The 21,691-nt window shown below is 70.7% G+C and carries 23 protein-coding genes; 11 read left to right on the top strand and 12 right to left on the bottom strand.

Annotated elements, in window-relative coordinates:
• The first annotated feature begins 16 nt into the window (after nt 1-16).
• The 4 genes from LOY02_RS02280 to LOY02_RS02265 all read left to right on the top strand — a co-directional run bounded on the left by LOY02_RS02280 (nt 17) and on the right by LOY02_RS02265 (nt 3,468).
• The gene (locus tag LOY02_RS02280; RefSeq protein ID WP_317180701.1) at nt 17-394 is read left to right on the top strand and encodes a YciI family protein; all 378 of its coding nucleotides are present in this window, start codon (nt 17-19) and stop codon (nt 392-394) included.
• On the top strand, nt 391-1,638 hold the full coding sequence (locus tag LOY02_RS02275; RefSeq protein ID WP_317180700.1) for an RNA polymerase sigma factor: 1,248 nt from the start codon (nt 391-393) through the stop codon (nt 1,636-1,638). Before LOY02_RS02280 ends, LOY02_RS02275 begins: the two co-directional genes overlap by 4 nt.
• Before the next feature lie 5 nt (nt 1,639-1,643).
• Nucleotides 1,644-2,663 carry an alpha/beta hydrolase gene (locus LOY02_RS02270; RefSeq protein WP_317180699.1) on the top strand — a complete coding sequence of 340 codons (1,020 nt, stop codon included), beginning with the start codon at nt 1,644-1,646 and terminating at the stop codon, nt 2,661-2,663.
• A gap of 82 nt (nt 2,664-2,745) precedes the next feature.
• Nucleotides 2,746-3,468, top strand: a complete 723-nt coding sequence (locus tag LOY02_RS02265; protein ID WP_317180698.1) for a GIN domain-containing protein — start codon at nt 2,746-2,748, stop codon at nt 3,466-3,468.
• Here LOY02_RS02265 and LOY02_RS02260 read toward each other — a convergent pair.
• The gene (locus LOY02_RS02260) at nt 3,465-3,998 is read right to left on the bottom strand and encodes a flavodoxin/nitric oxide synthase (RefSeq protein WP_317180697.1); all 534 of its coding nucleotides are present in this window, start codon (nt 3,996-3,998) and stop codon (nt 3,465-3,467) included. The genes LOY02_RS02265 and LOY02_RS02260 overlap by 4 nt on opposite strands.
• Nucleotides 3,999-4,135: 137 nt before the next feature.
• Between LOY02_RS02260 and LOY02_RS02255 the strand changes: the two genes are divergently transcribed.
• Nucleotides 4,136-4,753 carry a class I SAM-dependent methyltransferase gene (locus tag LOY02_RS02255; protein ID WP_317180696.1) on the top strand — a complete coding sequence of 206 codons (618 nt, stop codon included), beginning with the start codon at nt 4,136-4,138 and terminating at the stop codon, nt 4,751-4,753.
• Here LOY02_RS02255 and LOY02_RS02250 read toward each other — a convergent pair.
• Nucleotides 4,740-6,266, bottom strand: coding sequence for an alpha/beta hydrolase (locus LOY02_RS02250; protein ID WP_317180695.1), 1,527 nt, complete (start codon nt 6,264-6,266; stop codon nt 4,740-4,742). The two genes, LOY02_RS02255 and LOY02_RS02250, sit on opposite strands and share 14 nt — an antisense overlap.
• A gap of 62 nt (nt 6,267-6,328) precedes the next feature.
• On the opposite strand from LOY02_RS02250, the gene LOY02_RS02245 reads away from it, so the two are divergent.
• The 3 genes from LOY02_RS02245 to LOY02_RS02235 all read left to right on the top strand — a co-directional run bounded on the left by LOY02_RS02245 (nt 6,329) and on the right by LOY02_RS02235 (nt 7,716).
• Nucleotides 6,329-6,727: a VOC family protein gene (locus LOY02_RS02245; RefSeq protein WP_317180694.1), complete on the top strand. Its 399-nt coding sequence runs from the start codon at nt 6,329-6,331 to the stop codon at nt 6,725-6,727.
• A 62-nt stretch (nt 6,728-6,789) separates the two neighbouring features.
• The gene (locus tag LOY02_RS02240; RefSeq protein ID WP_317180693.1) at nt 6,790-7,050 is read left to right on the top strand and encodes a metal-sensitive transcriptional regulator; all 261 of its coding nucleotides are present in this window, start codon (nt 6,790-6,792) and stop codon (nt 7,048-7,050) included.
• 132 nt (nt 7,051-7,182) lie between these two features.
• The gene (locus tag LOY02_RS02235) at nt 7,183-7,716 is read left to right on the top strand and encodes a hypothetical protein (protein ID WP_317180692.1); all 534 of its coding nucleotides are present in this window, start codon (nt 7,183-7,185) and stop codon (nt 7,714-7,716) included.
• A gap of 99 nt (nt 7,717-7,815) precedes the next feature.
• Here the strand turns inward: LOY02_RS02235 and LOY02_RS02230 are convergent, their stop codons facing one another.
• Together LOY02_RS02230 and LOY02_RS02225 are read right to left on the bottom strand one after the other, a co-directional pair.
• A complete protein-coding gene (locus LOY02_RS02230; protein WP_317180691.1) occupies nt 7,816-9,087 on the bottom strand; it encodes a cyclopropane-fatty-acyl-phospholipid synthase family protein in 1,272 nt (423 codons plus the stop codon).
• Nucleotides 9,084-10,550: an FAD-binding oxidoreductase gene (locus LOY02_RS02225; RefSeq protein WP_317180690.1), complete on the bottom strand. Its 1,467-nt coding sequence runs from the start codon at nt 10,548-10,550 to the stop codon at nt 9,084-9,086. Before LOY02_RS02225 ends, LOY02_RS02230 begins: the two co-directional genes overlap by 4 nt.
• Nucleotides 10,551-10,717: 167 nt before the next feature.
• Here LOY02_RS02225 and LOY02_RS02220 point away from each other — a divergent pair, with 167 nt between their 5' ends.
• Together LOY02_RS02220 and LOY02_RS02215 are read left to right on the top strand one after the other, a co-directional pair.
• Nucleotides 10,718-11,863 carry a MinD/ParA family protein gene (locus LOY02_RS02220; protein ID WP_317180689.1) on the top strand — a complete coding sequence of 382 codons (1,146 nt, stop codon included), beginning with the start codon at nt 10,718-10,720 and terminating at the stop codon, nt 11,861-11,863.
• Between the two features lie 88 nt (nt 11,864-11,951).
• A complete protein-coding gene (locus tag LOY02_RS02215) occupies nt 11,952-12,479 on the top strand; it encodes a DinB family protein (protein WP_317180688.1) in 528 nt (175 codons plus the stop codon).
• A gap of 9 nt (nt 12,480-12,488) precedes the next feature.
• On the opposite strand, the gene sigJ is transcribed toward LOY02_RS02215, so the two are convergent.
• Nucleotides 12,489-13,412, bottom strand: coding sequence for an RNA polymerase sigma factor SigJ (gene sigJ / locus LOY02_RS02210; RefSeq protein WP_317180687.1), 924 nt, complete (start codon nt 13,410-13,412; stop codon nt 12,489-12,491).
• A 173-nt stretch (nt 13,413-13,585) separates the two neighbouring features.
• On the opposite strand from sigJ, the gene LOY02_RS02205 reads away from it, so the two are divergent.
• A complete protein-coding gene (locus LOY02_RS02205) occupies nt 13,586-14,017 on the top strand; it encodes a DUF6069 family protein (RefSeq protein WP_317180686.1) in 432 nt (143 codons plus the stop codon).
• On the opposite strand, the gene LOY02_RS02200 is transcribed toward LOY02_RS02205, so the two are convergent.
• The 7 genes from LOY02_RS02200 to LOY02_RS02170 all read right to left on the bottom strand — a co-directional run bounded on the left by LOY02_RS02200 (nt 14,018) and on the right by LOY02_RS02170 (nt 21,561).
• Complete coding sequence (locus LOY02_RS02200) at nt 14,018-15,280, bottom strand: DUF6596 domain-containing protein (RefSeq protein WP_317180685.1); 1,263 nt, start codon at nt 15,278-15,280, stop codon at nt 14,018-14,020.
• A 3-nt stretch (nt 15,281-15,283) separates the two neighbouring features.
• Nucleotides 15,284-15,661, bottom strand: a complete 378-nt coding sequence (locus LOY02_RS02195; protein ID WP_317180684.1) for a YciI family protein — start codon at nt 15,659-15,661, stop codon at nt 15,284-15,286.
• Nucleotides 15,662-15,787: 126 nt separating this feature from the next.
• Nucleotides 15,788-16,855: an ABC transporter ATP-binding protein gene (locus LOY02_RS02190; protein ID WP_410505905.1), complete on the bottom strand. Its 1,068-nt coding sequence runs from the start codon at nt 16,853-16,855 to the stop codon at nt 15,788-15,790.
• The gene (locus tag LOY02_RS02185) at nt 16,852-17,883 is read right to left on the bottom strand and encodes an ABC transporter ATP-binding protein (protein WP_317180683.1); all 1,032 of its coding nucleotides are present in this window, start codon (nt 17,881-17,883) and stop codon (nt 16,852-16,854) included. The genes LOY02_RS02190 and LOY02_RS02185 overlap by 4 nt, the downstream gene beginning before the upstream one ends.
• Before the next feature lie 8 nt (nt 17,884-17,891).
• On the bottom strand, nt 17,892-18,818 hold the full coding sequence (locus LOY02_RS02180; protein WP_317180682.1) for an ABC transporter permease: 927 nt from the start codon (nt 18,816-18,818) through the stop codon (nt 17,892-17,894).
• A gap of 4 nt (nt 18,819-18,822) precedes the next feature.
• A complete protein-coding gene (locus LOY02_RS02175) occupies nt 18,823-19,755 on the bottom strand; it encodes an ABC transporter permease (protein WP_317180681.1) in 933 nt (310 codons plus the stop codon).
• 102 nt (nt 19,756-19,857) lie between these two features.
• The gene (locus LOY02_RS02170; protein WP_317180680.1) at nt 19,858-21,561 is read right to left on the bottom strand and encodes an ABC transporter substrate-binding protein; all 1,704 of its coding nucleotides are present in this window, start codon (nt 21,559-21,561) and stop codon (nt 19,858-19,860) included.
• Between the last annotated feature and the right edge of the window lie 130 nt (nt 21,562-21,691).

Here is a 21,691-nt window from a genome sequence, read left to right as displayed (position 1 = left end):
GGAAGGGAGTCCCACGATGAAGACCTACCTCATCACCCTCTACTCGCCGCCGGGCCCGCCGCCCGAGGACCTGGACCTCACCGGGATCATGGCCGACCTCGAGGTCGTCAACAACGAGATCCGCACTGCTGGCGGGTGGGTCTTCGCCGGAGGACTCGACGATCTCGACGCGGCCACGACGATCACGACACCCGACGATGGGTCGGCGCAGCTGCTCACGGACGGCCCGTTCCTCGAGGTGAAGGAGCACCTCGGCGGCCTGACCATCGTCAAGGCGGAGGACTACGACGTCGTTCTCGGGTGGGCCAAGCGCATCGGCCGGGCGACCGGGCTACCGGTGGAGGTCCGGCCCTTCCAGGAGGAGGGACCGGGACAGGCGCCGGCCACCGAATGACCGTGACGCCCGACGACATCGCCCGCATCTTCCGCGAGGAGCACGGGCGGGCCGTCGCCGTCCTCATCCGCGTCCTCGGCGACATCGACCTCGCCGAGGACGCCGTCCAGGACGCCTTCACCACCGCCGTCGACCGCTGGCCCCGTGACGGGCTCCCGCCCAGCCCGGCCGGCTGGATCATCACGACCGCCCGCAACCGCGCTGTCGACCGACTGCGCCGGGAGGCGACCCGAGCCCAGCGGCATACGGAGTCGCTCCTGCTCCACGCGCCCGACGAGGCGCTCCACGCGACCCTCGAGGAGGGGCCTGTGCACGATGACCGCCTGCGGCTCATCTTCACCTGCTGCCACCCCGCCCTGTCCCGCGAGGCCCAGGTCGCCCTGACGCTCCGGCTCCTCGGCGGCCTCACGACGCCTGAGATCGCACATGCCTTCCTCGTTCCCGAGGCCACCATGGCCCAGCGAATCGTGCGAGCCAAGAAGAAGATCCGCGTCACGGGGATTCCCTACAGAGTCCCTCGCGACGTCGACCTTCCCGACCGGCTCGCCGGGGTGCTCGCTGTGCTCTACCTCGTCTTCACGGAGGGGCACGCTGCGACGAGCGGCGCCGACCTCGTGCGCACCGACCTCTGCGCCGAGGCCATCCGGCTCGGGCGCCTCCTCGCCGAGCTCATGCCTGACGAGCCGGAGGTCGTCGGCCTGCTCGCCCTCATGCTCCTCACCGAGGCGCGGCGCCCCGCGCGTGTCGGCCGGGGCGGTGAGCTCGTCATCCTCGCCGAGCAGGACCGTTCACGGTGGGACCGCGCGCTCATCGACGAAGGGCACGCGCTGGTTCGTCGGTGCCTGCGCCGCAACGCCCCCGGGCCCTACCAGCTCCAGGCGGCCATCAACGCCGTCCACACCGATGCGCCGAGCTTCGCCGCCACGGACTGGCGCCAGGTGGTCGCCCTGTATGACCAGCTCATGGTCCGCGCGCCGACCCCCGTCGCTGCGCTCAACCGCGCCGTCGCCGTGGCGGAGATTGAGGGGGCCGAGCGGGGGCTGGCGCTCGTCGACGAGCTCATCGGCACCCGCGACGGCAGTGGCCTGGCTGCCTTCCATCCCTACCACGTCGCCCGTGCGGAGCTGCTCCGACGACTCGGTCGCCACGCCGAGGCCGCCCAGGCCTACGAGAGGGGGCTGGAGCTGGCCGGCAACGACGTGGAGCGCGCCCACCTCAGGAGACGCCTCGCAGGGCTACATTGACCCTCGTGACCGCCCTCCACGACACTGCGCCACTGGGTCTCGCCGAGCGATGGGGTGGGCGCAGCCGCGTCAGCGACCTTGACGGGCCGGTGCACTGGGTGGACTTCGCCGGGCCGTATGCCGCTGCGCCGGGTCCCGCTGACGCGCCGGGTCCCGCTGACGCGCCGGGTCCCGCTGACGCGCCGGTTCCCCGACCGCAGGGTCAAGGAGCCCCCGTCGTCCTCGTCCACGGACTCGGCGGCTCCCACCTCAACTGGGTGCACGTGGCGCCGGAGCTCGCCCGGAAGCGGCGCGTCGTGGCGGTCGACCTCGCAGGCTTCGGGCTGACCCCGAGTGCGGGACGCGACACGGGAGTGCGCGCCAACGCCTCGCTCCTCGGCCGGTTCGTCCGGGAGGTGGTGGGCTCGCCCGCCGTCCTCGTCGGCAACTCGATGGGGGGCATGGTTTCGCTCCTCCTCGGCAAGGCCGAGCCCGAGAGCGTCGCCGGCCTCGTCCTCGTCGACCCGTCCGTGCCGACGGGCGTGACCAACCTCGACCGACTCGTCGCGTTCCAGTTCGGGCTCTACGCCACGCCCCTGCTGGGAGAGCAGTTCCTCGTGCGGATGCGCCGGCGCTACACGTCCCACCAGCGGGTCACGGGCACGGTCCGGCTCTGCTTCGCCGACCCGGCCCGAGCGGACGCCGCCGTGATCGAGGCAGGCGCCTCGCTCCTCGCCTACCGCGACACCCTGCCACGGGCAGAGGCGGAGTTCCTCCGGGCCGCGAGGTCGCTGCTCACCGTGCTCCGTCGAGGCCGGGCCTACTCCGAGCTCATCCGATCCGTGTCGTCGCCGGTGCTGCTCATCCACGGCGAGCAGGACCGCCTGGTCCCGGTGGAGGCGGCTCGCCGGGTCGCCGCAGCGAATCCCGACTGGGAGACGGAGTGGCTCGCGGGCGTCGGCCACACGCCGCAGCTCGAGGCGCCCGATCGAGTCGTCGAGCGGATCGTCCCCTGGCTCGACCGGCTCACTCAGCCGGCGACGTGACGCCGGTAGCGCTCGAGGAGGTCCGGCCACTCGCGGGACCTTGTGCCCTGTCTCTGAGGATGGCCGAGGTGCACGGTCAAGCATGGACGTTCTGCCGTCGACTCGCGTGTCACAGTCCCGCTCGTCCCACCTCCCGACGCCGCGCGTTGCCGGCGCGCTCCTCCTGGCCGGCCTGGCCGGCCTGGTCGCGTTCGCGGCGGCGTGCTCCGGAGACCTGCCGGGGAACGTCGTGATCGGCTCGGGGGAGCCGACGACGGAGGTGCGGCAGGTCGCCGACTTCGTCGAGGTCGAGGCGAGCGGCGGAGTGGCGCTCGAGGTCTCCACGGGTGCGGCCGTCGGGGTCAGCGTCACGGCGCAGCCGAACCTGCTTCCCCTGACGACCACGACCGTGGACGGCTCCCGGCTCACCGTCGCCACGACCAAGGGGTTCACGACGACACGCGGGATCACGGTCGCCGTCACGGCCCCTCGGCTGACGGTCATCGCCCTGAGCGGCGGCTCCAGCGCCACGGGAGATCTCAGCGACGCCGAGTCCCTGTCCCTCGACCTGTCCGGCGGCGCCCGCGTCACGCTCATCGGCACGGTGGACGACCTCGAGGTCGCGGGCGACGGTGGCGCCGTCATCGAGCTCGGCGGGCTCCGGGCGAACACCGCGCGCGTCGACCTCAGCGGGGGCGTCGTGGCGACCCTCGCCGTGAGCTCGTCGGTCACCGGCACCGCTTCGGGCGGGGTCGTCATCAACCTCGAGCAGCGCCCTGGCACGGTCGATGTCGAGACGTCGGGTGGCGCCGTCGTCGGGCCCTAGCGAGCCGCGGTGGCTCCCGGCCGCAGGTCGGCGCGGCTGGCCAGGTCGTGGCCCCACTCCTCGGCACGGACGAGCTCGCCGGCCCTGAGCGGTCCGTCGGTGTCCTCGACCCAGAACGTCTCACCCTGCTCGACACGCCGGAAGCCGCGCGCACGCAGTGCCCTGACCGCCGACTTGGCGGCCGACCCCGGGAGCAGCTTGACCTTGACGCGCGTGTCGAAGGTGACGATCGGGAGGTCCGGTTTCGGGAGCACCGTGTCGATCCACTCACGGATGCCGGTCCGGACGTGCTCGCTGGCTCCCTTCGTCTCCGCGTCCTTCCGGGTCGACTCCCGGGTCATGCTGAACGCGTGGGTGGGGCCCCCGACGATGAGCAGGCTCACGTCGTCCGGGATGACCCCGGGCGCCTCGTCGGCGCGCACGACCTCCACATGGTCGGGCGCCTTGCCGCGCGACAGGCCCTGCTTGATCGCAGCCGCCACGGCCTTGGTGTTGCCGAAGAGTGACTCGTGGATGATGAGCGTTCTCATGGTCAAACCCCCTATCTCTCAACCCCCACGCTAGGTGCCTCACCGACGAGCAGTGCCGGATCGTGACTCATCAGACTCCCGGCGCACAATGGAGGCGCCGGCTGGACCGGACGACCCACACGGAGGAGAGACGACACATGGACGCCAAGGACTGGGACGAGCGCTATGCCGCGACGGAGCTCGTCTGGTCGGCCGAGCCGAACCGCTTCGTGGCAGAGCTCGTCTCGCCCCTGACCCCCGGGACGGCGATCGACATCGCGGCGGGAGAGGGGCGCAACGCGATCTGGCTCGCCCAGCAGGGCTGGACGGTCACGGCGACCGACTACTCGGCGGTCGGGGTGGAGCGCATGCGCGCCAGGGCGGAGGCGGTGCTGGGAGCGGACGCGGGTCGTCTGACTGCGCTCGTCGCCGACGCCACGGTGGCCGCGCCGGGCGGCCCGGCGGCATACGACCTCGTGTTGTTCTCCTACCTCCAGCTCCCGCGGGCGGAGTGGCGGCTGGCCCTGCGCAACGGCGTCGAGGCCGTGCGGCCGGGCGGACACGTCCTCATCGTGGTCCACGCGGCCCGCAACCTCACCGAGGGCTGGGGCGGCCCGAGCTCGCGCGAGGTCCTCTACGACCCCGACGAGGTCGTCGACGCCGTCGAGGGGCTCCCCGTCGCGGTCGAGCACGCGGGCATCCGGGTGCGTCCCGTCGAGACGGAGGACGGCCCCCGCGAGGCCCTCGACACCGTGGTCATGCTCAGGCGGGTCTGATCGTCTCCGGATCGACCGCGATCCACGTCGCCTCGGCCTGCGCGACCAGCTCGTCGCCGGCGTAGAGCGCCGTCCCGGTCCGGTGCTTGCGGCCCTCGCCTCCGATGACCCACGCGACGACGACGTGCTCGGCGCCGATCTCGGGGAGCCGGTCGACCCACGCGGTCATCGTGCCGAGGACCATCGGCCGGCCGCCGACGCCGAGCGCCCACGCCCCCGGGCAGTCGAGGGCGGCCCACACGATCTCGGGTGTCGACTCCCTCGGCACCCAGGCCGCGGCATGGACGTCCGTGCCGGGAACCGGGCCCGGGCGAAGGCAGAGCCCGTCATCAGGGTCCCGGGTCGTTCCGCACGAGAAGCACGTGGGGAAGGGGTGCTCGTGCACGCCCTGGAAGTGCTCAGCGGCGGCCAGCGCGTCGACATAGGACACCGGGGGCCGTATGCCGCTGGGCCGGCTCCCGGACCACGCGCTCGCCCGCGCGACGAGGACGTCCCCGTCGACCAGGTGGAGCTCGTCGCCTGCGGAGTCGACCCGCATCGGCCGGTCGAGGGGAGGCGGGCTCATGAGGCGGACGGACACGCCCCCGCCCTGCGTGCTCGCCGCGTGGCGGGCGGCGAGATGGCCGCTGACCCACCCGCCGTTGCCGGACTCGGGCGGTCCGCAGAACCGGGCCGGGACGACGAAGTCGGCATCGTCGTCGGGTCGGTGCACGTGGGCCCTGATGAAGGCGATGACGTCGTCCAGCACCTCGTCGTGGTTCGTCTCGTTGAAGATCTCGTGCCGCGCACCGGGGTATGACGTCGAGCTCGCGTGCCGGCCGGCCAGGGTGGCCCAGCCCTGCTTCGTGTCGGCCATCGGCACGAGCTCGTCCTCCTCGCCGTGCAGCCACAGGATCGGGTCGTCCACGGCACCGCCACCGGTGATCATCGCGAGCGCCTCCTCGATGGCCTCGAGGGTGGGCCGCTTGAAGGGGCCGTGCCAGACGAGCGGGTCGGCGACGTAGGCCTCGCCGACGGCGGGGTCCCGGCTCAGGGTCGAGGGGTCGATGGGGGCGTCGGGGATCTCGTCGGCGGCGAGCAGGGCCTCGGCGGCGCGCCAGCGTCCGAGGACCGGCCCCGACAGGACGATCGCGGCCAGGCCGTCGCCCCAGCGCTGCGCGTAGCGAGCCCCGATGAGGCCGCCCATCGAGTGGCCGATGAGCACGACGGGCAGCGTCGGGTGCTCCTCGCGGGCGCGGGCCTCGAGCAGGTGGACGTCCTCCTCGACCTCCTGGAAGCTGTTGATGAGCACGCGCTCGCCATCGCTGCGACCGTGGCCGACGTGGTCGATCGCGTAGACGACGGCGCCGTCCTCGACGAGCCGTGCCGCGACGTGCCCGTAGCGGCCGGAGTGCTCGCCGTAGCCGTGGACGATGAGGACGACGTACTCGGGCGGGGTGGCGGTGTCGGCGGTCCACCGCCGCCCCACGATCGTCCCTGCATGGCCCTCGAAGGACAGGTCGCTCGACGTCATGCCGACACCCTCTCGGGCAAAAGGCATGGTGGCAAGCGGGCCTGCTCCGCCAGACTCTGCCCATGGCCCTCGTCATCTCACACACCACCGTCAACGCTCTCGATGCCCACGCCCAGTCCGTCTGGTGGGCGGATCTGCTCGGCTACCACGAGGATGCGGACGACCCCAACGAGCCGGGGCACGACGTGTGCATGATCCTCTCGCCGGACGAGTCGCACCGGATCCTCTTCATCGAGGTGCCGGATGCGAAGGCGATCCGCAACCGGATCCACTTCGACCTTCGTCCCACCGACCGGTCGCGGGACGAGGAGGTCGAGCGGGTGGCGGGCCTCGGGGCGGCGGTCGTCGAGGACCGCCGCACGGGTGACGGTCGGGGATGGGTGGTCATGGTCGACCCGGAGGGCAACGAGTTCTGCATCCTGCGCAGCGACGAGGAGCGCCGCGCCGCCGGAGACCTGTGACGTGATACCCGGTGGGGTATGCTGGAATCCACACTCAGTCCCACACACAGCAGGAGGACGCCATGGAGCTCGACGCCGCGGAGATGCAGGCCGTGATCCGTCGCCTCAACCGGGCCCGTGGCCAGCTCGGTGGCATCGTCAAGATGATCGAGGAGGGCCGGGACTGCCGCGACATCGTCACCCAGCTCGCCGCGGTCTCGAAGGCCGTCGACCGGGCCGGGTTCGCCGTGATCGCCACCGGCCTCAAGGAGTGCATCACCAACCCAGAGGGCGAGGAGATGGACGTGGGCGACATGGAGAAGCTCTTCCTCTCGTTGGCCTGAGCGGTTCTGCCGGTCCGACGTTCGAGCCGTCAACCGACCCCGCCGTCCGTCGTCGCGACAGAATGCCCCCGTCCCAGGGGTGGACGACGGGCCACTGCCGGGTGACCATGGAAGGCACCGGAGGAGGCCACCATGGATGCCAGCTCAGACACCACGATGTTCCCCGCCGAGCCAGCCACAGCTGAGTCGGCCGCGCCCGACGCGGGCCCGACGACCAGCAGTGACTTCGCAGACCACATCAAACGGGTCCGCGCCCACCGCGCAGAGCTGCGCGAATCCGTCGCCGCCGTCGACCTCGCCCTCGAGTCGCCCATCGCCCAGGGCGGCGCCTGGCGCGAACGAGTCCGGGCGGCTCTGGCTGAGTTGGCGCACGACTTCGACGACCACATCGCCATCACGGAGAGCCCCGGCGGCATCTATGACCGCGCCACGCGGAGTGCGCCGCGCCTCAGCGGCGCGGTCAACCGGCTCCTCGCCGAGCATCGTGACTTCCGGGAGCAGATCCACGGCTACCTCGCGGTCCTCGAGCACGGCGGGATGGTCGCCGACCTGCCCGCCTTCCGCGAGGAGGTCACGGCCCTCGTCGGTCGACTGGTCCGGCACCGGCAGATCGGCGGCGACCTCGTCTACGAGGCCTACAACGTCGACCTCGGCGGGTCCGGTTGAGCAGTCGTCCCGCGCGGAGATGCGGCGACGCGCCCCAATCAGGCGCGCCCCGTCCACCGGGCGCTGGGACTCAGCCCAGCGGCATACGGCCAGAATCCCTCACGTGAACTGCGGCCGCAGGGGATAGCCAGCCGTCCCCGCCTCGCTCGTCCGCGTCGCGAGCACCTGGTGCAGCTGGATCCCGTTGTCCTCGAAGCCGAGTCGCGACCCCGCGAGGTAGAGGCCCCACACGCGCGCCCTGCCGAGCCCGGCGAGGGCGACGCAGTCGTCCCAGCGCTTGGAGAGGTTCGTGCTCCACCCGGCCAGTGTCAGGGCGTAGTGCTCACGGAGGTTCTCGTGGTGCTTGACCTCGAAGCCCTCGTCCTCCATGACCCGCACGATGTCGCCGGAGCCCGTCAGCTCCCCGTCGGGGAAGACGTAGCGGTTGATGAAGCCCCGCGTCGGCAGGCCCGGGTGCGTGTTGTCCGGCCGCGTGATGCAGTGGTTGAGCAGCCGGCCCTCGTCACGAAGGTGGTCGCGGAGGAAGCGGAAGTAGGCGGGGTAGTTCTTCACCCCGATGTGCTCGGTCAGCCCGATCGAGCTGATCGCGTCGAAGCCGCGCTCGGTGACGTCGCGGTAGTCACCGTGGCGCACCTCGGCGCGTCCCTCCAGCCCGTCGCGCCGGATCGCCTCCTGCGCCCACGTCGCCTGCTCGCGGGACAGGGTGACGCCGAGGGCGGTGACGCCGTAGTGCTTCACGGCGTGACGGACCATGCCGCCCCAGCCGCAGCCGACGTCGAGCAGGCGCATGCCCGGCTCGAGGCCGAGCTTGCGGGCGACGAGGTCGTACTTCGCGAACTGCGCATCCTCCAGCGACGTCTCCGGTGTCTCGAAGACGGCGCAGGTGTAGGTCATCGAGGGACCGAGGACGTGCTCGTAGAACTCGTTGCCGACGTCGTAGTGGTGCTGGATCGCCTCGGCGTCCCGCCGCCGCCCGTGCCGCAACCCGTGGGTGAGCCGGCGCCACTGGCTCGGTGTCTCGACCGGTGGCAGCTCGGGCAGGCTCAGCCCGGTCGCCCGGAGGACGCTCACGACGTCGCCGAGCTCGCGCCAGGAGGGCAGCCTCAGGCGCAGCCCGCGGCCGAGGTGCTTGATCACCTCGTAGGGGTCGCCCTCGTCCATGCCGTCGATGCTGAGCTCACCCTGGAGGTACGCTCGGGCGACGCCGAGTTCGCCCGGCGCCGTCACGAGGTAGCTGAGGGCGCGTGGGGAGTGCAGTCGCACCGTGAGCCCGTCGTCCGCGCCTCCGCTGGAGCCGTCCCACGCGACGACCCGCAGGGAGGTGTTCCTGCCGAGAACCCGCTCGAATGCCTGACCGACCGTGATCGTCATCGTGCCTGCACCGCCTTCTCGTAGAGGGTTGGGAAACGCTCGTGGGGGTCGTAGCGGCGCTTGGCCGCGGTGCCGGCCTCGCCGCCGTAGAGCCGCGCGAAGGTCGCCTCGTCGTAGTACGCGTCGGAGTAGAGCGACTTGTGCCCGCCGAGCTCGGTCACCTTCGCCTCGATGGCACGGTTGACGTCGCCGTGCTGGGCTCCCGGCTGGATCTCGACCGATGACCAGAAGCCGACGTTGACGTAGGGCACGTCGGCCTCCATCGGGTAGAGCGGCCACGGTGGGCCTTCGTGGTCGGTCGGGTCGCCCCCGGCAGCCTGTATGCCGCTGGGCTCGGTCTCGCTCGCCGGTGGCCTTCTCAGCTGGATCGGGCAGACCCAGACCGGCTCGATCGGGACGGTCCGGAGGAACCAGGTGAGGAACTCGGCGGTGCGGTCGAGGGGGATCTCGACGTCCTGGATGACGCGTTCGCGGGGGGGCCGGCCGCGCTTCGCGTCGATGGCGGCCATGACGCCGTGGCGTTGCTCGAAGGCGACGATCTTCCAGTAGACGTCGCTGCGCAGCTTGCGCTTGGGCCAGAGGCGGCGGACCAGCGGGTGCTGCGCCCCGAACGCTCGGGAACACCAGAACCAGTCGGTGTCCCAGCGCCAGAGGTAGTCGTGCGCGGTGAGGAGGTCGGTCCGGCGCTCCTGGATCGAGCGGTAGTAGATCCGGTCGCCGGTGTAGTCGCTCGGTGCCGACTGGCCCTCGAGATGGTCGGTCCAGTGGGCCAGGGTGAGGTAGGACTCCTGCGCCCCGAAGACGACCCCGTCGACGAAGTCGACACGGTGGCCGTCCCACGCGCCGGTGCGCATGACGAGGCCGACCGCGTCGGCGAGCGTCTCCACGCTGTCGAAGCGCACGTGGCGCAGCGCGACGAAGGGGGAGGCGGCCTCGAGCTCGATGACGAGGTCGAGGACGTAGCCGAGCGAACCGTAGGAGTTGGGAAAGGTCCGGAACAGCTCGGCGTGCTCATTGTCCGGCGTCGCCGTGACCACCTCGCCACGTCCGTCCCGGCCGCCCGTGAGGACCCGCATCTCTCGGACCGACTCGTGGGGGAGCCCGTTGCGGAAGGACGAGGCCTCGATCCCCAGTCCGGTGACAGCACCTCCTATGGTGATCGTCCGCAGCTGTGGCACGACGAGGGGGACGAATCCCCGCGGCAGGAGGGCGTCGACGAGCTCCTCGTAGGTCGTGAGCCCCCCGACGCGCGCCGTCCCTGCCTCGGTGTCGAGCTCGAAGACCCCCCGGAAGGCGGAGAGGTCGAGGCCCTCGCGGACGCCGTTGCGGGCGTCACCGTGACGGAAGAGGTTGGAGGTCCGCTTGGCCAGTCGCACCGGCCGGTCCGGCGGCAGGGCAGCGAAGTCCCGTGCCGCCGCCTCGATGGGATCGACGTGTGATTCGGCTGCCACGTGCGTCGACATGAGTCGAGTGAACCAAAGGAGCGGGCGGATTCCAACGGTGATTCCCGCACGGAGCGAAGGGCCGGAAGGAAATATCGTCACCCGGCTGCCGAACGCCGCACCGGCACGGTTGAATTGGCTCAGGACGCGCAGGGCGCGCCCAGTCGGTCACTGACGAAGGATCAATCATGGAGCCCCGTGCCCTCCAGAACGCAGGACCTCAGGCCCAGGAGCCGGACGGGCTGCGCACCGACGAGCGACCCGTGGAGGAAACCGAGGAGCCGGCCGGGGTCGCCGGGCTGCAGCAGTTCCTCGAGCCGTCACTCCCGCATCGGCCCACCGCATCGGACTTCAGCGAGTCGGCCGTCCTCGGCAGACGCGGACAGGCGGCGCGCACCGGTTGGCGACACGTGCTCACCAACCTGACGGGAGGTCGGCTCCGCCTGCCTCCGAGCCTCGCCGAGATGCGCCGCAACCAGCTGGTCAACCGAGTGCGCACGCCCTTCGATGGCACCCGGCGGATCGTCGTCATGAGCCGCAAGGGCGGCGTCGGCAAGACGACGGTCACGGTCGGCGTCGGATCCACCTTCGCGGCAGTGCGCGGCGACCGGGTCGTGGCCGTCGACGCCAACCCCGATGCCGGCAACCTCGCCCACCGGATCGCCGGTGACTGCCAGCGGACCATCACCGACCTGCTCGCCGACTCGGGACGGGTGCGGTCCTTCGCCCAGATCCGCGGCTACACCTCGCAGTGCGCCGAGTCGCGGCTCGAGGTCCTCGCATCGGACGACGACGCGCGGATCGCCCAGGCGCTCGACCGGGACGCCTACCGGCAGGTGGTCTCGCTGCTCGACCACTTCTACAACCTCATCCTGCTCGACACGGGCACCGGCATCCTCGACAGTGCCAACCAGGGACTCATCACCGAGGCCGACCAGCTCGTGCTCGTCGTGCGGCCGGCGCTCGACGGGGCCAAGGCCGGCGCGCAGACCCTCGACTGGCTGGAGGAGCACGGCCACGAGGAGCTCGTCTCCTCCGCCGTCGTCGTCGTCAACGGTTTCGAGCGCGAGACCGACCCGATCATCGGCTTCACGCGCAAGCACTTCGAGACCCGCTGCCGCCAGGTGACGATGGTGCCCTGGGACAAGACCCTGGAAGCCGGTGGGCGCACGACCCTGTCCGGGCTGCACCGCAGGACGCGCCGCGCCTTCATGGACGTCGCGGCGGCGCTCGCCGACGGGTTCTCGGAGGAGCCGCTGGCGCGTGAGTCCCGCGAGTCGGCGAGTCACGGTTTCACCTTCGGCCCGTTGCCGAGCCCGAGCCAGCCCGACTGACCGACATCCGACCGGGGCGCGCGGCCGGGCTCACGTCCAGTGGAATATCCGGTGGGCGAACCACGTCCGGGTGGCTAGCGTCCCCGGCATGACGATCGAACGGACCGACCCGCCCCGCGACGCCGACGACGTGACCAGCGTGCTCGCCTTCCTCGACTACCACCGCGACACCTTGCGTCTCAAGGCCGAGGGCCTCGACAAGGACCAGCTCGCCCGGACCACTGCCGCGTCCAGCCTCACGATCGCCGGCCTCCTCAAGCACCTGGCCCTCGTCGAGCACACGTGGTTCGCCTACCGCCTGCTGGGCCGGGACGAGGCCGAGCCCTGGGCGTCGGTGGACTGGGACGCCGACCCGGACTGGGAGCTGCACACCGCGGTCGACGACGATCCCGACGACCTGCGACGGATGCTGGACGAGGCGATCGAGGACTCGCGCCGCTGCACCGAGACCGCGCTCGCGGAGGGCGGGATGGACTATCGGTCGGCACGGCAGAACCGGGCGGGCGAGCACTTCACGCTCCGCTACGTCCTGCTCCACATGATCGAGGAGTATGCACGCCACAACGGGCACGCCGACTTCCTCCGTGAGGCGATCGACGGGCAGACCGGAGTCTGAGGGCCCGGCTCAGCGCGTCCAGGGACGCAGCTTCTCCGGGTTCCGCACGGCCCAGATGTGCCGGATCCGGCCACCCTCGAGGCCGAACGCCATGACGGTCACCGTGGAGCCGTCCTCCTGCAGCACGAGACCGGGGGACCCGTTGACCGTCCGCTCGAGGAGGGTGAGCCCGGGGAGCCGGGTCGCGAGGTCGACGACGGTCCGCGCGACCTGAGCGCTGCCGTTGATCGGGTGGAGCTCGGCGGTGACGAGCCCACCCCCGTCGGCGACGGCCGTGACCTCCGGGTCGAGGAGTGCGATGAGAGCGCTGATGTCCTTCGCCTCCCAGGCCCGCTTGAAGTCCCGGATGATCTCGGCCTGGCCTGCCGCTGGCGTGTGGACGTGGGCGGACTGGATCCGGCCCCGCGCCGACGAGGCGAGCTGGCGACAGGCGGCCGGGCTCCGGCCGACGATCTCGGCGACGTCCGCGAAGGGGTAGCGGAAGACGTCGTGCAGGATGAACGCGACCCGCTCGGCCGGGGTCATCGAGTCGAGGACGACGAGGAAGGCCATGTTGACGGACTCGTCGAGTGTCACCCGGTCGGCGGGATCGACCGGGGCGGCCTCGGTGCCGGCGCCCACCCACTCGTTCCGGTCGGGAACCGGCTCGGGGATCCACTCGCCGACGTAGCGCTCTCGGCGGTGTCGGGCCGAGCGGAGCAGGTCGAGGCAGACGCGGCTGGCGACCTTGGTGAGCCAGGCGCCCGTCGACTCGATGGCGTCACGCTGCTCCTCCGGCAGCGCGTACCACCGCAGGTAGGTCTCCTGAACCACGTCCTCGGCGTCGGCGAGCGAACCCGTGAGTCGGTAGGCGAGGTTGATCAGCTGCCGGCGTTCGTCGAGCAGCGCGGCCAGGTCCGGCCCCGATTCGTTGGTCTCAGGTGTCTCGGTCATCCGTGACGGCTCTCTCCAGAGGGGTCCACACCATTCTGACGAGACGGGGGCCGCGGATGTGAGGCGATGACGGGAGACCTGACATCCCGCGGCTGTGCCTCGTCGGACTGCTGAACGCGTCGGGCCGATCGCCCGGCGTGGACACCCACCGAAGACCCATCAGGAGGTCCGACATGAGCACCACGTCCACCACTCGCCCCGGCGTCCGAGCCGCAGCACCGAGCCGCTCGTCCTTCGTTGTCGGAGGGATGGTCGCGGCCCTCGTCAACGCCGGGCTCTGGCTCGCCGGCCGAGCCGCCGACGTGACCTTCCTGGCCCACACCGCGTTCGGGGAGATGACGGTCGGCATCCTGGAGATCCTGCTGGGCACGGTGGTGATGTTCGCCGTCGGGGCCGGGCTGCTCGTCTGGGCGACGCGCCGTTCCCCCGCCTGGGCGCGCGCCGTGCTCGTCTCGGCCGCGCTGTTCGCCGTCCTCTCCGCGATCGGCCCCCTGACGCTGGCGGAGGACACCTCGAGCGGAGCGCTGCTCGCGGCGATGCACCTCGCGACCGGCGCGGCCTTCCTGGCCTCGGCCTCGCGGGCCCGTGGGGCGGTCGCGGCCTGATCAGCTGTCGGCGCGTCGCAGGCAGAAGAGTCGGAGCGGTTCCGCCGCCATGACCTCGGCCAGGTCGCGGTAGCGGGCGGACGCCTCCTCCCGGCGTCCGGTGCGCCAGGTGAGGTCGGCCAGGGTGAGGCTCGCGTCGCGGGAGGCGTATGCCGCTGGGCTCGCTTCCCAGCGGAGCAGCTCCTCCTCGACGTGCCTGAGCCCCTCTGTCCGGGCCGGCGACTCGTGCTCCGCGATGAGCAGGTGCGCCGTTGCCGCCAGCCGTGCGACGACGACGGACGGCGAGGGCCACACCTGCTCCAGCGCGGTGTAGAGCGTGATGATCCGAGTCCAGTCGGTGTCCGCATAGGTGGCTGCGACCGAGTGGAGCCCGGAGATCGCCGCCTCGAGGGCGAACCGGCCGCTGCTGCGCGCCGAGGCGAAGGTGGCATCCTCGAGCCCCCTCGCGAGCAGCCCTCGGTTCCAGCGGCGGCGGTCGACCTCGTCGAGGGCGAGCGCCGTCCCTGCGCTGTCGATCCGACCCGGTCGTCGGGCGAGCCCGAGCCGGATGACACCGCGGAGGCCGCGCACTTCGGGGTCGGCCGGGAAGGCCGCGACGAGGGCGTCGGCTATCGAGAGGGCTTGCCTCCCGGTGTCGGCGAGCGCGTCGACCGGGTCGAGGACGGTCCGATGAGCCACCGTGAACATCCCTGCGACGCAAGCGAGGACGACAGGCAGTCGACGCTGCTGCTCCGCCGGGTCGGGCACGCGAAAGGCACCTCTGGCCTCGGCCAGGGTGCGCTTCGCGCGGGTGAGCCGCGCGGCGGCAGCGGTCTCCTGGATGCCGAGGTGGCTGGCGATCTGACGGGTGGTCAGTCCACAGACGACCCGCAGGGCGAGGACCAGCTGGGACGTCGCGGACAGTGCGTCGTCGCACGCCACGAAGAGGAGCGCGAGGCGGTCGTCGAGCGAGTCGGAACCGCGGACGAGTGGGTCGTCGGGCATGTCGGGCACCGAGGTCGGGTCCACCTGCGGCACAACGAGCTCGGGGGTGAGGCGTGCCTCGACGGCGCGGCGGCGGCGCTCGTCGGTCCAGGCGCGTTTGGCGACGGCGATGCACCACGCCGCCAGGGAGTCGATCCGCGACCCCGGCCGGCGAAGCTGGTCAGCCGCGCGCGCAAGGGACTCAGCGGCATACTCCTCCGCGTCGTCGAGGCTCCCCGTGTGGGACGCGAGGGCGCGCACGATGCGCGGCCACGCGTCCTGGAACTCGCTGTCCAGCAAGCGTCACCCCGTGGGGAAGACCTTGCGCCACTCGACGTGCCCGCCGGATGGCACGAGGGCGGCGACCTTGCGTGCCGTCGCCTCGTCGGTCTCCACGAGGTAGAAGCCGGTGATGACCTCCGACGTGTCGGTGAAGGGACCGTCGGTGTAGACGTCGTCCTTGACGGTCCCGCCGTACTTCGAGTGCTGCAGGGCCGCGCCCCCGACGATCCGGGCGCCGAGCTCGGCGACGGCTGCCTGGAACGCCGCATGCTCGGGGAAGTCGGTCTCGGCCGGGGCGCTCGGGTCGCGGCCCTCGGGCGCCGCCGACCCGTCGCCGGTGAGGTAGGCGTCGGAGTCCCAGTCGGGCTCGTGGATGAGGAACAGGTACGTGTCGGCCATGGTCGGCTCCTTCGGTCAGGGTGTGGCGACCCTCGCCACACCATCCTGACGAACTCGCCCCGCGGGAATCGACATCGCGGCATCCCCGCCTGAGTTGGCTCAGCGGCACACGGCCTCCATGTTCTCCTATGACGTGAGCGCGCCCGCGTGGTGACAGGCGACCTCATGCGTTTCGGCCCCCGCGGCCGGCTCCAAATCCGGTACCTCGTCGATGCAACGCCGGCGCTCAGCGTCCGACAGCTGGGGGAGCAGCCAGCACCGGGTGCGGAACCGGCAACCGGACGGCGGGTCCGCGGGGTTCGGCACGTCACCGCGCAGGATGATCGACTCGCGCGTCGTCTCCACGTCGGGGTCTGGCACCGGAACGGCGGAGATGAGTGCCTTGGTGTAGGGGTGCCGGGGGTTGTCGAAGAGGTCGTCCCGGCCTGCGGTCTCGACGATCTTGCCGAGGTACATGACGGCGATGCGGTCACTGATGTGCCTGACGACGGACAGATCGTGCGCGATGAGCAGGTAGGTCAGGCCGAGGTCGTCCTGGAGGTCCTCCAGGAGGTTGATGATCTGGGCCTGGATCGACACGTCCAGCGCGGACACGGGCTCGTCGAGCGCGACGAAGCTGGGGTTGAGCGCGATGGCGCGCGCGATGCCCACGCGCTGCCGCTGGCCTCCGGAGAACTCGTGCGGGTAGCGGGAAGCGACGTCGGCCGACAGCCCGACCCGTTCGAGGAGGTCGCCCACGGTGCCCGGGGAGACGCCGGTGCCGTCGCCGAGGAGCTGGTGCTTCTCGGCGAGGATCTGCCCGACCGTCATGCGGGGGTTCAAGGACGCGTACGGGTCCTGGAAGACGATCTGCATCTGTGCCCGGCTCCGGCGCAGCTGTCGTGGGTCGATCGTGCCGAGGTCCACCCCGTTGAGGCGGACGGTCCCGCTGGTCGGCTGCATGAGGCGCAGAACGGCACGGGCCGTGGTGGACTTGCCGCAGCCCGACTCGCCGACGAGGGCCAACGTCTCGCCACGGGCGATGGTGAAGCTCACCCCGTCGACGGCGCGCACCTGACCCACCACCCGTTTGAGCAGGGCGCCTCGACGGACCGGAAAGTGCTTGACCAGGTCCACGACCTCCAGCGTTGGCGGGTGTGGATCCGACTGCGGCGGCTCCGCCATCCGCTGCGCCCGGGCCTCAGCGGTGGTCATGCGCCGATCCTGCCGGTGGCGAGCGCGTGCACTCGATCGGTGTGCAGGCACGCGGCGTGGTGGTCGTCGGCGCCGACCCGCATGAGATCCGGTCGGTCGTCCTCGCAGCTGGGCGTGGCCAGGGAGCATCGCGGGTGGAATGGACACCCGGGCGGCACCAGCGCCAGGTTCGGAGGCGCACCCGGGATCGGTGCCAGGCGCTCCTGGGTGCGCCGGTCGAGGCGGGGCAGGCTGGTGAGCAGGCCCAGCGTGTAGGCGTGGCGCGGCTGATGGAAGATGTCGCGACACGTGCCGGTCTCCACGACCCTGCCGGCATACATGACGCTGACGCGGTCGGCGTGGCTGGCCACGAGGCCGAGGTCGTGCGTGATGAGCACGATCGCGGTGTTGCGCTCCTCCTGCAGGCGCCCGAGCAGCGCCATGATCTGCCTCTGCACGGTGACGTCCAGGGCTGTCGTGGGCTCGTCGGCGAGCAGGACCTTCGGGTCGTTGGCGAGCGCCATGGCGATCATGACGCGCTGGCGCATCCCGCCCGAGAACTCGTGGGGGTACTGGTCGATGCGCTGTGTGGGGTTGGGGATGCCGACCTCCCCGAGCAGGTCCAGCGCCCTGCGACGGGCGGCCGCTCGTGACACCTGCTGGTGCTGGCGCACCATCTCCGCGATCTGGTCCCCGATCCGGAACACCGGGTTCAGTGCGGTCAACGGGTCCTGGAAGATCATCGCGATGTCGCGACCCCGGAGCTGCCGCTGTTCGTTCTCTGACATGTCGAGCAACGAACGACCCCGGAAGAAGACCCGGCCACCGGGGATCCGTGCGGGCGGGGTGGGGACCAGGCCGAGGATCGTCATGGCGGACACCGACTTGCCCGAGCCCGACTCGCCGACGATGGCGAGGGTCTCCCCCTCGTCGATGCTCCAGCTCACGCCGTCCACCGCCTTGACGACCCGCTGGCCGACATCGAAGTGGACGCGGAGGTCCTTGACCTCGAGCAGGTGCGACCCACGCGCTGTGTCTTGGGTGGTCATTCGCGGTCCTATCGCAGTTTCGGGTCGAGTGAGTCACGCAGCCCGTCGGCGACGAGCGCGAAGGCGAGCGTGAACAGGCAGATGGCTCCAGCCGGGAACATCCACAGGAACTGGCGGTCCGGCACCTGGATCTGCGGGATGGCCTGGCTGATCAGGCGACCCCACTCGGGCACGTCGGCGGGGACGCCGACACCGAGGAAGGCGAGCGCGGCCATGGCGACGACGGCGACGCCGATGCTCGTGAAGGCGTACACGAGGACGGGAGCGATCGCGTTGGGCAGGATGTGCCGGATGACGATCCGCGGTCCCGACGCGCCGATCGACGTTGCCGCTTCGACGTACTCGGCCTCGCGCATCGACAGGACCTGGCCGCGCGTCAGTCGGGCGGCGGTCGTCCAGCCGAGCGCGACCAACGCGACGATGACGACGGCCACGCTGTCGCCGAGGGCCTGCACGATGACGATGGCGCCGATGAGGAACGGGAAGGCGAGGACGATGTCCGTGGCCCGCATGAGGACGGCATCGACGATGCCACCGCGGTAGCCGGCGATCGCGCCGATGGTGACGCCGACCAGCAGGCTCCCCGCCATGGTGCTCACGCCGACGATGATGGCGAGCCTCAGGCCGTAGAGGATGCCGGAGAGCAGGTCCCGGCCGAGGACGTCGGTCCCGAACCAGTGCTGGGGGGACGGGGTGGCCGCGACGTTGAGCAGGTCCTGCTCGAACGGGTCATGGGGTGTGATCCAGGGCTGGAGGAGCGCGAGGAGCACGAGGACGAGGACGACGACGAGCCCGGCGAGGGCGAGTCGGTTGCGGCGATACCGCGCCCAGATGTCGGCAAGCGGACGCGTCTGGTCCGGTGCCAGGGCCAGCGGGGTCGTCGCGGTGGTCGTCGCGGTGGTCGTCGCGGTGTCGGCAGGAACCGGGGAGGTCATGGCGTCACTCCAGGCGGATGCGGGGGTCGAGGGAGGCGTAGATGATGTCGACGATGAGGCTGAGAACCACGAAGGTGACGACGGCGAAGGTCGCGATCGCCATGATCACGGGGTTGTTGTTCTGCGAGATTGCCTGGGCGGTGAGGAACCCCACCCCGCGGTACTGGAAGATCGCCTCGGTGATGATCGCTCCACCCATGAACACGCCCAGGCTGATCCCGACGTAGGTGACGACCGGGATGACCGAGTTGCGCAGGGCGTGCCGGAGGACGACCCGGTGCTCACTGAGGCCCTTGGCGCGCGCCGTCCGGATGTAGTCGGCGCGGAGAACCTCGAGCATGGACCCGCGCATGAGCCTGGCGATGAACGCCGCGTCGATGATCGCCAGGGTGAAGGCAGGCAGGAGCACCTCCAGGTACCACGGCACCTCTTCCGTGAACGGGCGGGGGACCATGGGGAAGATCCACTCTCCGCTGAGGTTCGCCCGCAGCGCCACCGCGATGACGAAGGAGGGCACGCCGATCGCGAGCGTGGACAGGATCGTGACGAGCGTGTCCCAGAAGGAGTAGCGCCACACTGCGGCGATGACACCAGCGGTCACACCGATGAGGATGTCGATGACAATTGCGACCGCGGCCAGGCGCAGGGTTCCGGGGAGGGCGGCCCCGATGAGCTCGGTCACATCGCGGCGCTGCTCGAAGTCGATCCCCAGGTTGCCGGTGAGCAGGCCACCCAGATAGTTCAGGTACTGCATCGGGAGGGACTGGTCCATCCCGAACTTCTCGCGGAGCGCCGCCTGGACCTCGGGTGGGACGACCTTGTCGCCGTTGGACGCGAAGGGGTCGCCGAGCTGGAACAGCACGACGAACAGCAGCATCGTCGCGGCGATGACGACACCGACGGCCTGGAGCAGGCGGCGCACGATGTACGGGACCACTGGTTCCTCCTCAAGGGACTGCGCGGGCCGGTCCCTGCCTGTGGGATGGCGGGAGCCGATCTGCCCGGCCCGCGCAGTCGTCGGTGAGCTGCGGCGCGAGGACTACTTCACGCTGATGACGGACAGGTCCGGGTTCTCGTTGAAGTCCATTCGGAGGTTCGTGAACTTCGCCGAGTTGGCCAGGCGGTTCTGTGTCCGGTTCCAGAGTGGGATCAGGGCGAGGTCGTCGCCGATGGCCAGCTTCTCGGCCTGCTGGTAGAGCGTGGTCCGGGCGCCCGCGTCGCTCGTGGCCTGCGCCTTGGCGAGCAGGTCATCGAACGCCTTGTTGCTGTAGCGCCCTCGGTTGTCGCCGATGACGGGCTTGTCCGCGGGAGCACCGATGGATGCGGTGGACAGGAGCGGGCCGAGGAAGTTGCCAGGAGTCGGGTAGTCGGCGCCCCACGCGAGGCGGAAGATGCCGGACGCGCCGGGCTGCTGCTGGTTCTCCAGCATGTCCCTGAACTCGACGGCACTGAAGTCCACCTTGAGACCCAGGTTCTTCTCCAGCTGCTGCTTGACCGCGGCGCTCCACTCCTCGTGGCCGCCGCCGGTGTTGATCTGGAACTTGAGCTCCGTCCCCGGAACCAGGCCGGCCTTGGCGGCGAGCTCCTTGGCCTTGGCCAGGTCGAACGTGCACGCCGTGCAGACGCCCTCCTGGAACGCGTCCTTGAACACCGGCGGAACGAACGAGGTGGCTGCTGTCTGCGAGCCTCCGAAGATCCCCTTGATGATCGCGTCCCGGTCGATCGCCATCGAGATCGCCTTGCGCGCGTCCGCCGAGTCCAACGGCTTCTGGGTGACCATGGGCAGCAGGAAGTTCATCCCGTTGGTGTTCTTGCGAATCCAGTTGCCCTTGCTCTCGTTCGCCGCGCGGGCCTGGGGGAGCAGCGGGACGGGGATCCTGGCCCAGTCGAAGCTGCCGTTGTTGAAACCGTCGTACTCGTCCTGGTTCCCGTTCGCGGTGATGGAGATCTCGACCGCGTCGAGGTATGCCTTCGGGCCGACGGTGTAGTTCTCGAACCGCTTCAGCTTGATACCGACATCGTGCTGCCACGGGCCGTCCATCATGAACGGGCCATTGCCGATCGGCTGCTCGTTGAACTGCTTGTTGTCGGCTGCCCCAGCCACCGAGGGGACGGGGCTGAAGACGGTGTGCCCAGTCCGCAGGTAGAACTCGCAGTCCGGCTCGGCCAGGCTCACCTTGAGGACGCCGGGATCCGTCGCGTCGACGCCGGAGAGGGAATCCGCCTTTCCGCCGTTCATCTCGGTGAACCCCTTGATCGGCGCGAGGTGGTACGCGACGTCTGACGCCGCGGTCTTGGCGGCAACCCGTTCCCAGCCGCGCTTGAAGGACTCCGAGGTGACCTCCTCGCCGTTGTGGAAGGTGGTTCCCTTCTTCAGGGTGAACGTCCAGGTGGCACAGCTCGCGTCTGACTCCCACTTCTCTGCCACAGCGGGGGCCACAGTGCCGTCCGGCTCGAACTTCACGAGGCTGCTGAAGAGGTACTGCGTGACCAGGATCCCCTCGGACTCCTGGGCGTTGTACGGGTCGATCGCCGTTGGTTCGACGATGCCCAGCCGGAAGGTGCCGCCGGGCTTGCCCGGCACGAGGGAGATCTCGGCCGTCTCGGGCCAGCCGGCCCCTTGGTCGGTGGGATTGGCATCGGCGGACGTGTCGCCCGCCGACGAGGACGAGCAGCCGGCAAGGGCGACGCCGGCGACGACGAGCGCCGCAATGAGCGGCCGCTTCGCGGTTCGTTGTTTCATGTGGAGGGCTCCTCGATGACTCTGCCGGCCGCCTGTGTAGCGGTCGGCCACAAGGATGTCGCCGGGGATGCGGCGGCATTCGAGGCGCAGCGGACGAGGTAGGGTGAACCTCCTGGCGCCGCACTTCTCG

This window comes from Intrasporangium sp. (assembly GCF_032907665.1).
GTDB lineage: Bacteria > Actinomycetota > Actinomycetes > Actinomycetales > Dermatophilaceae > Intrasporangium.
This window is presented reverse-complemented; position numbering and strand designations above follow the sequence as displayed.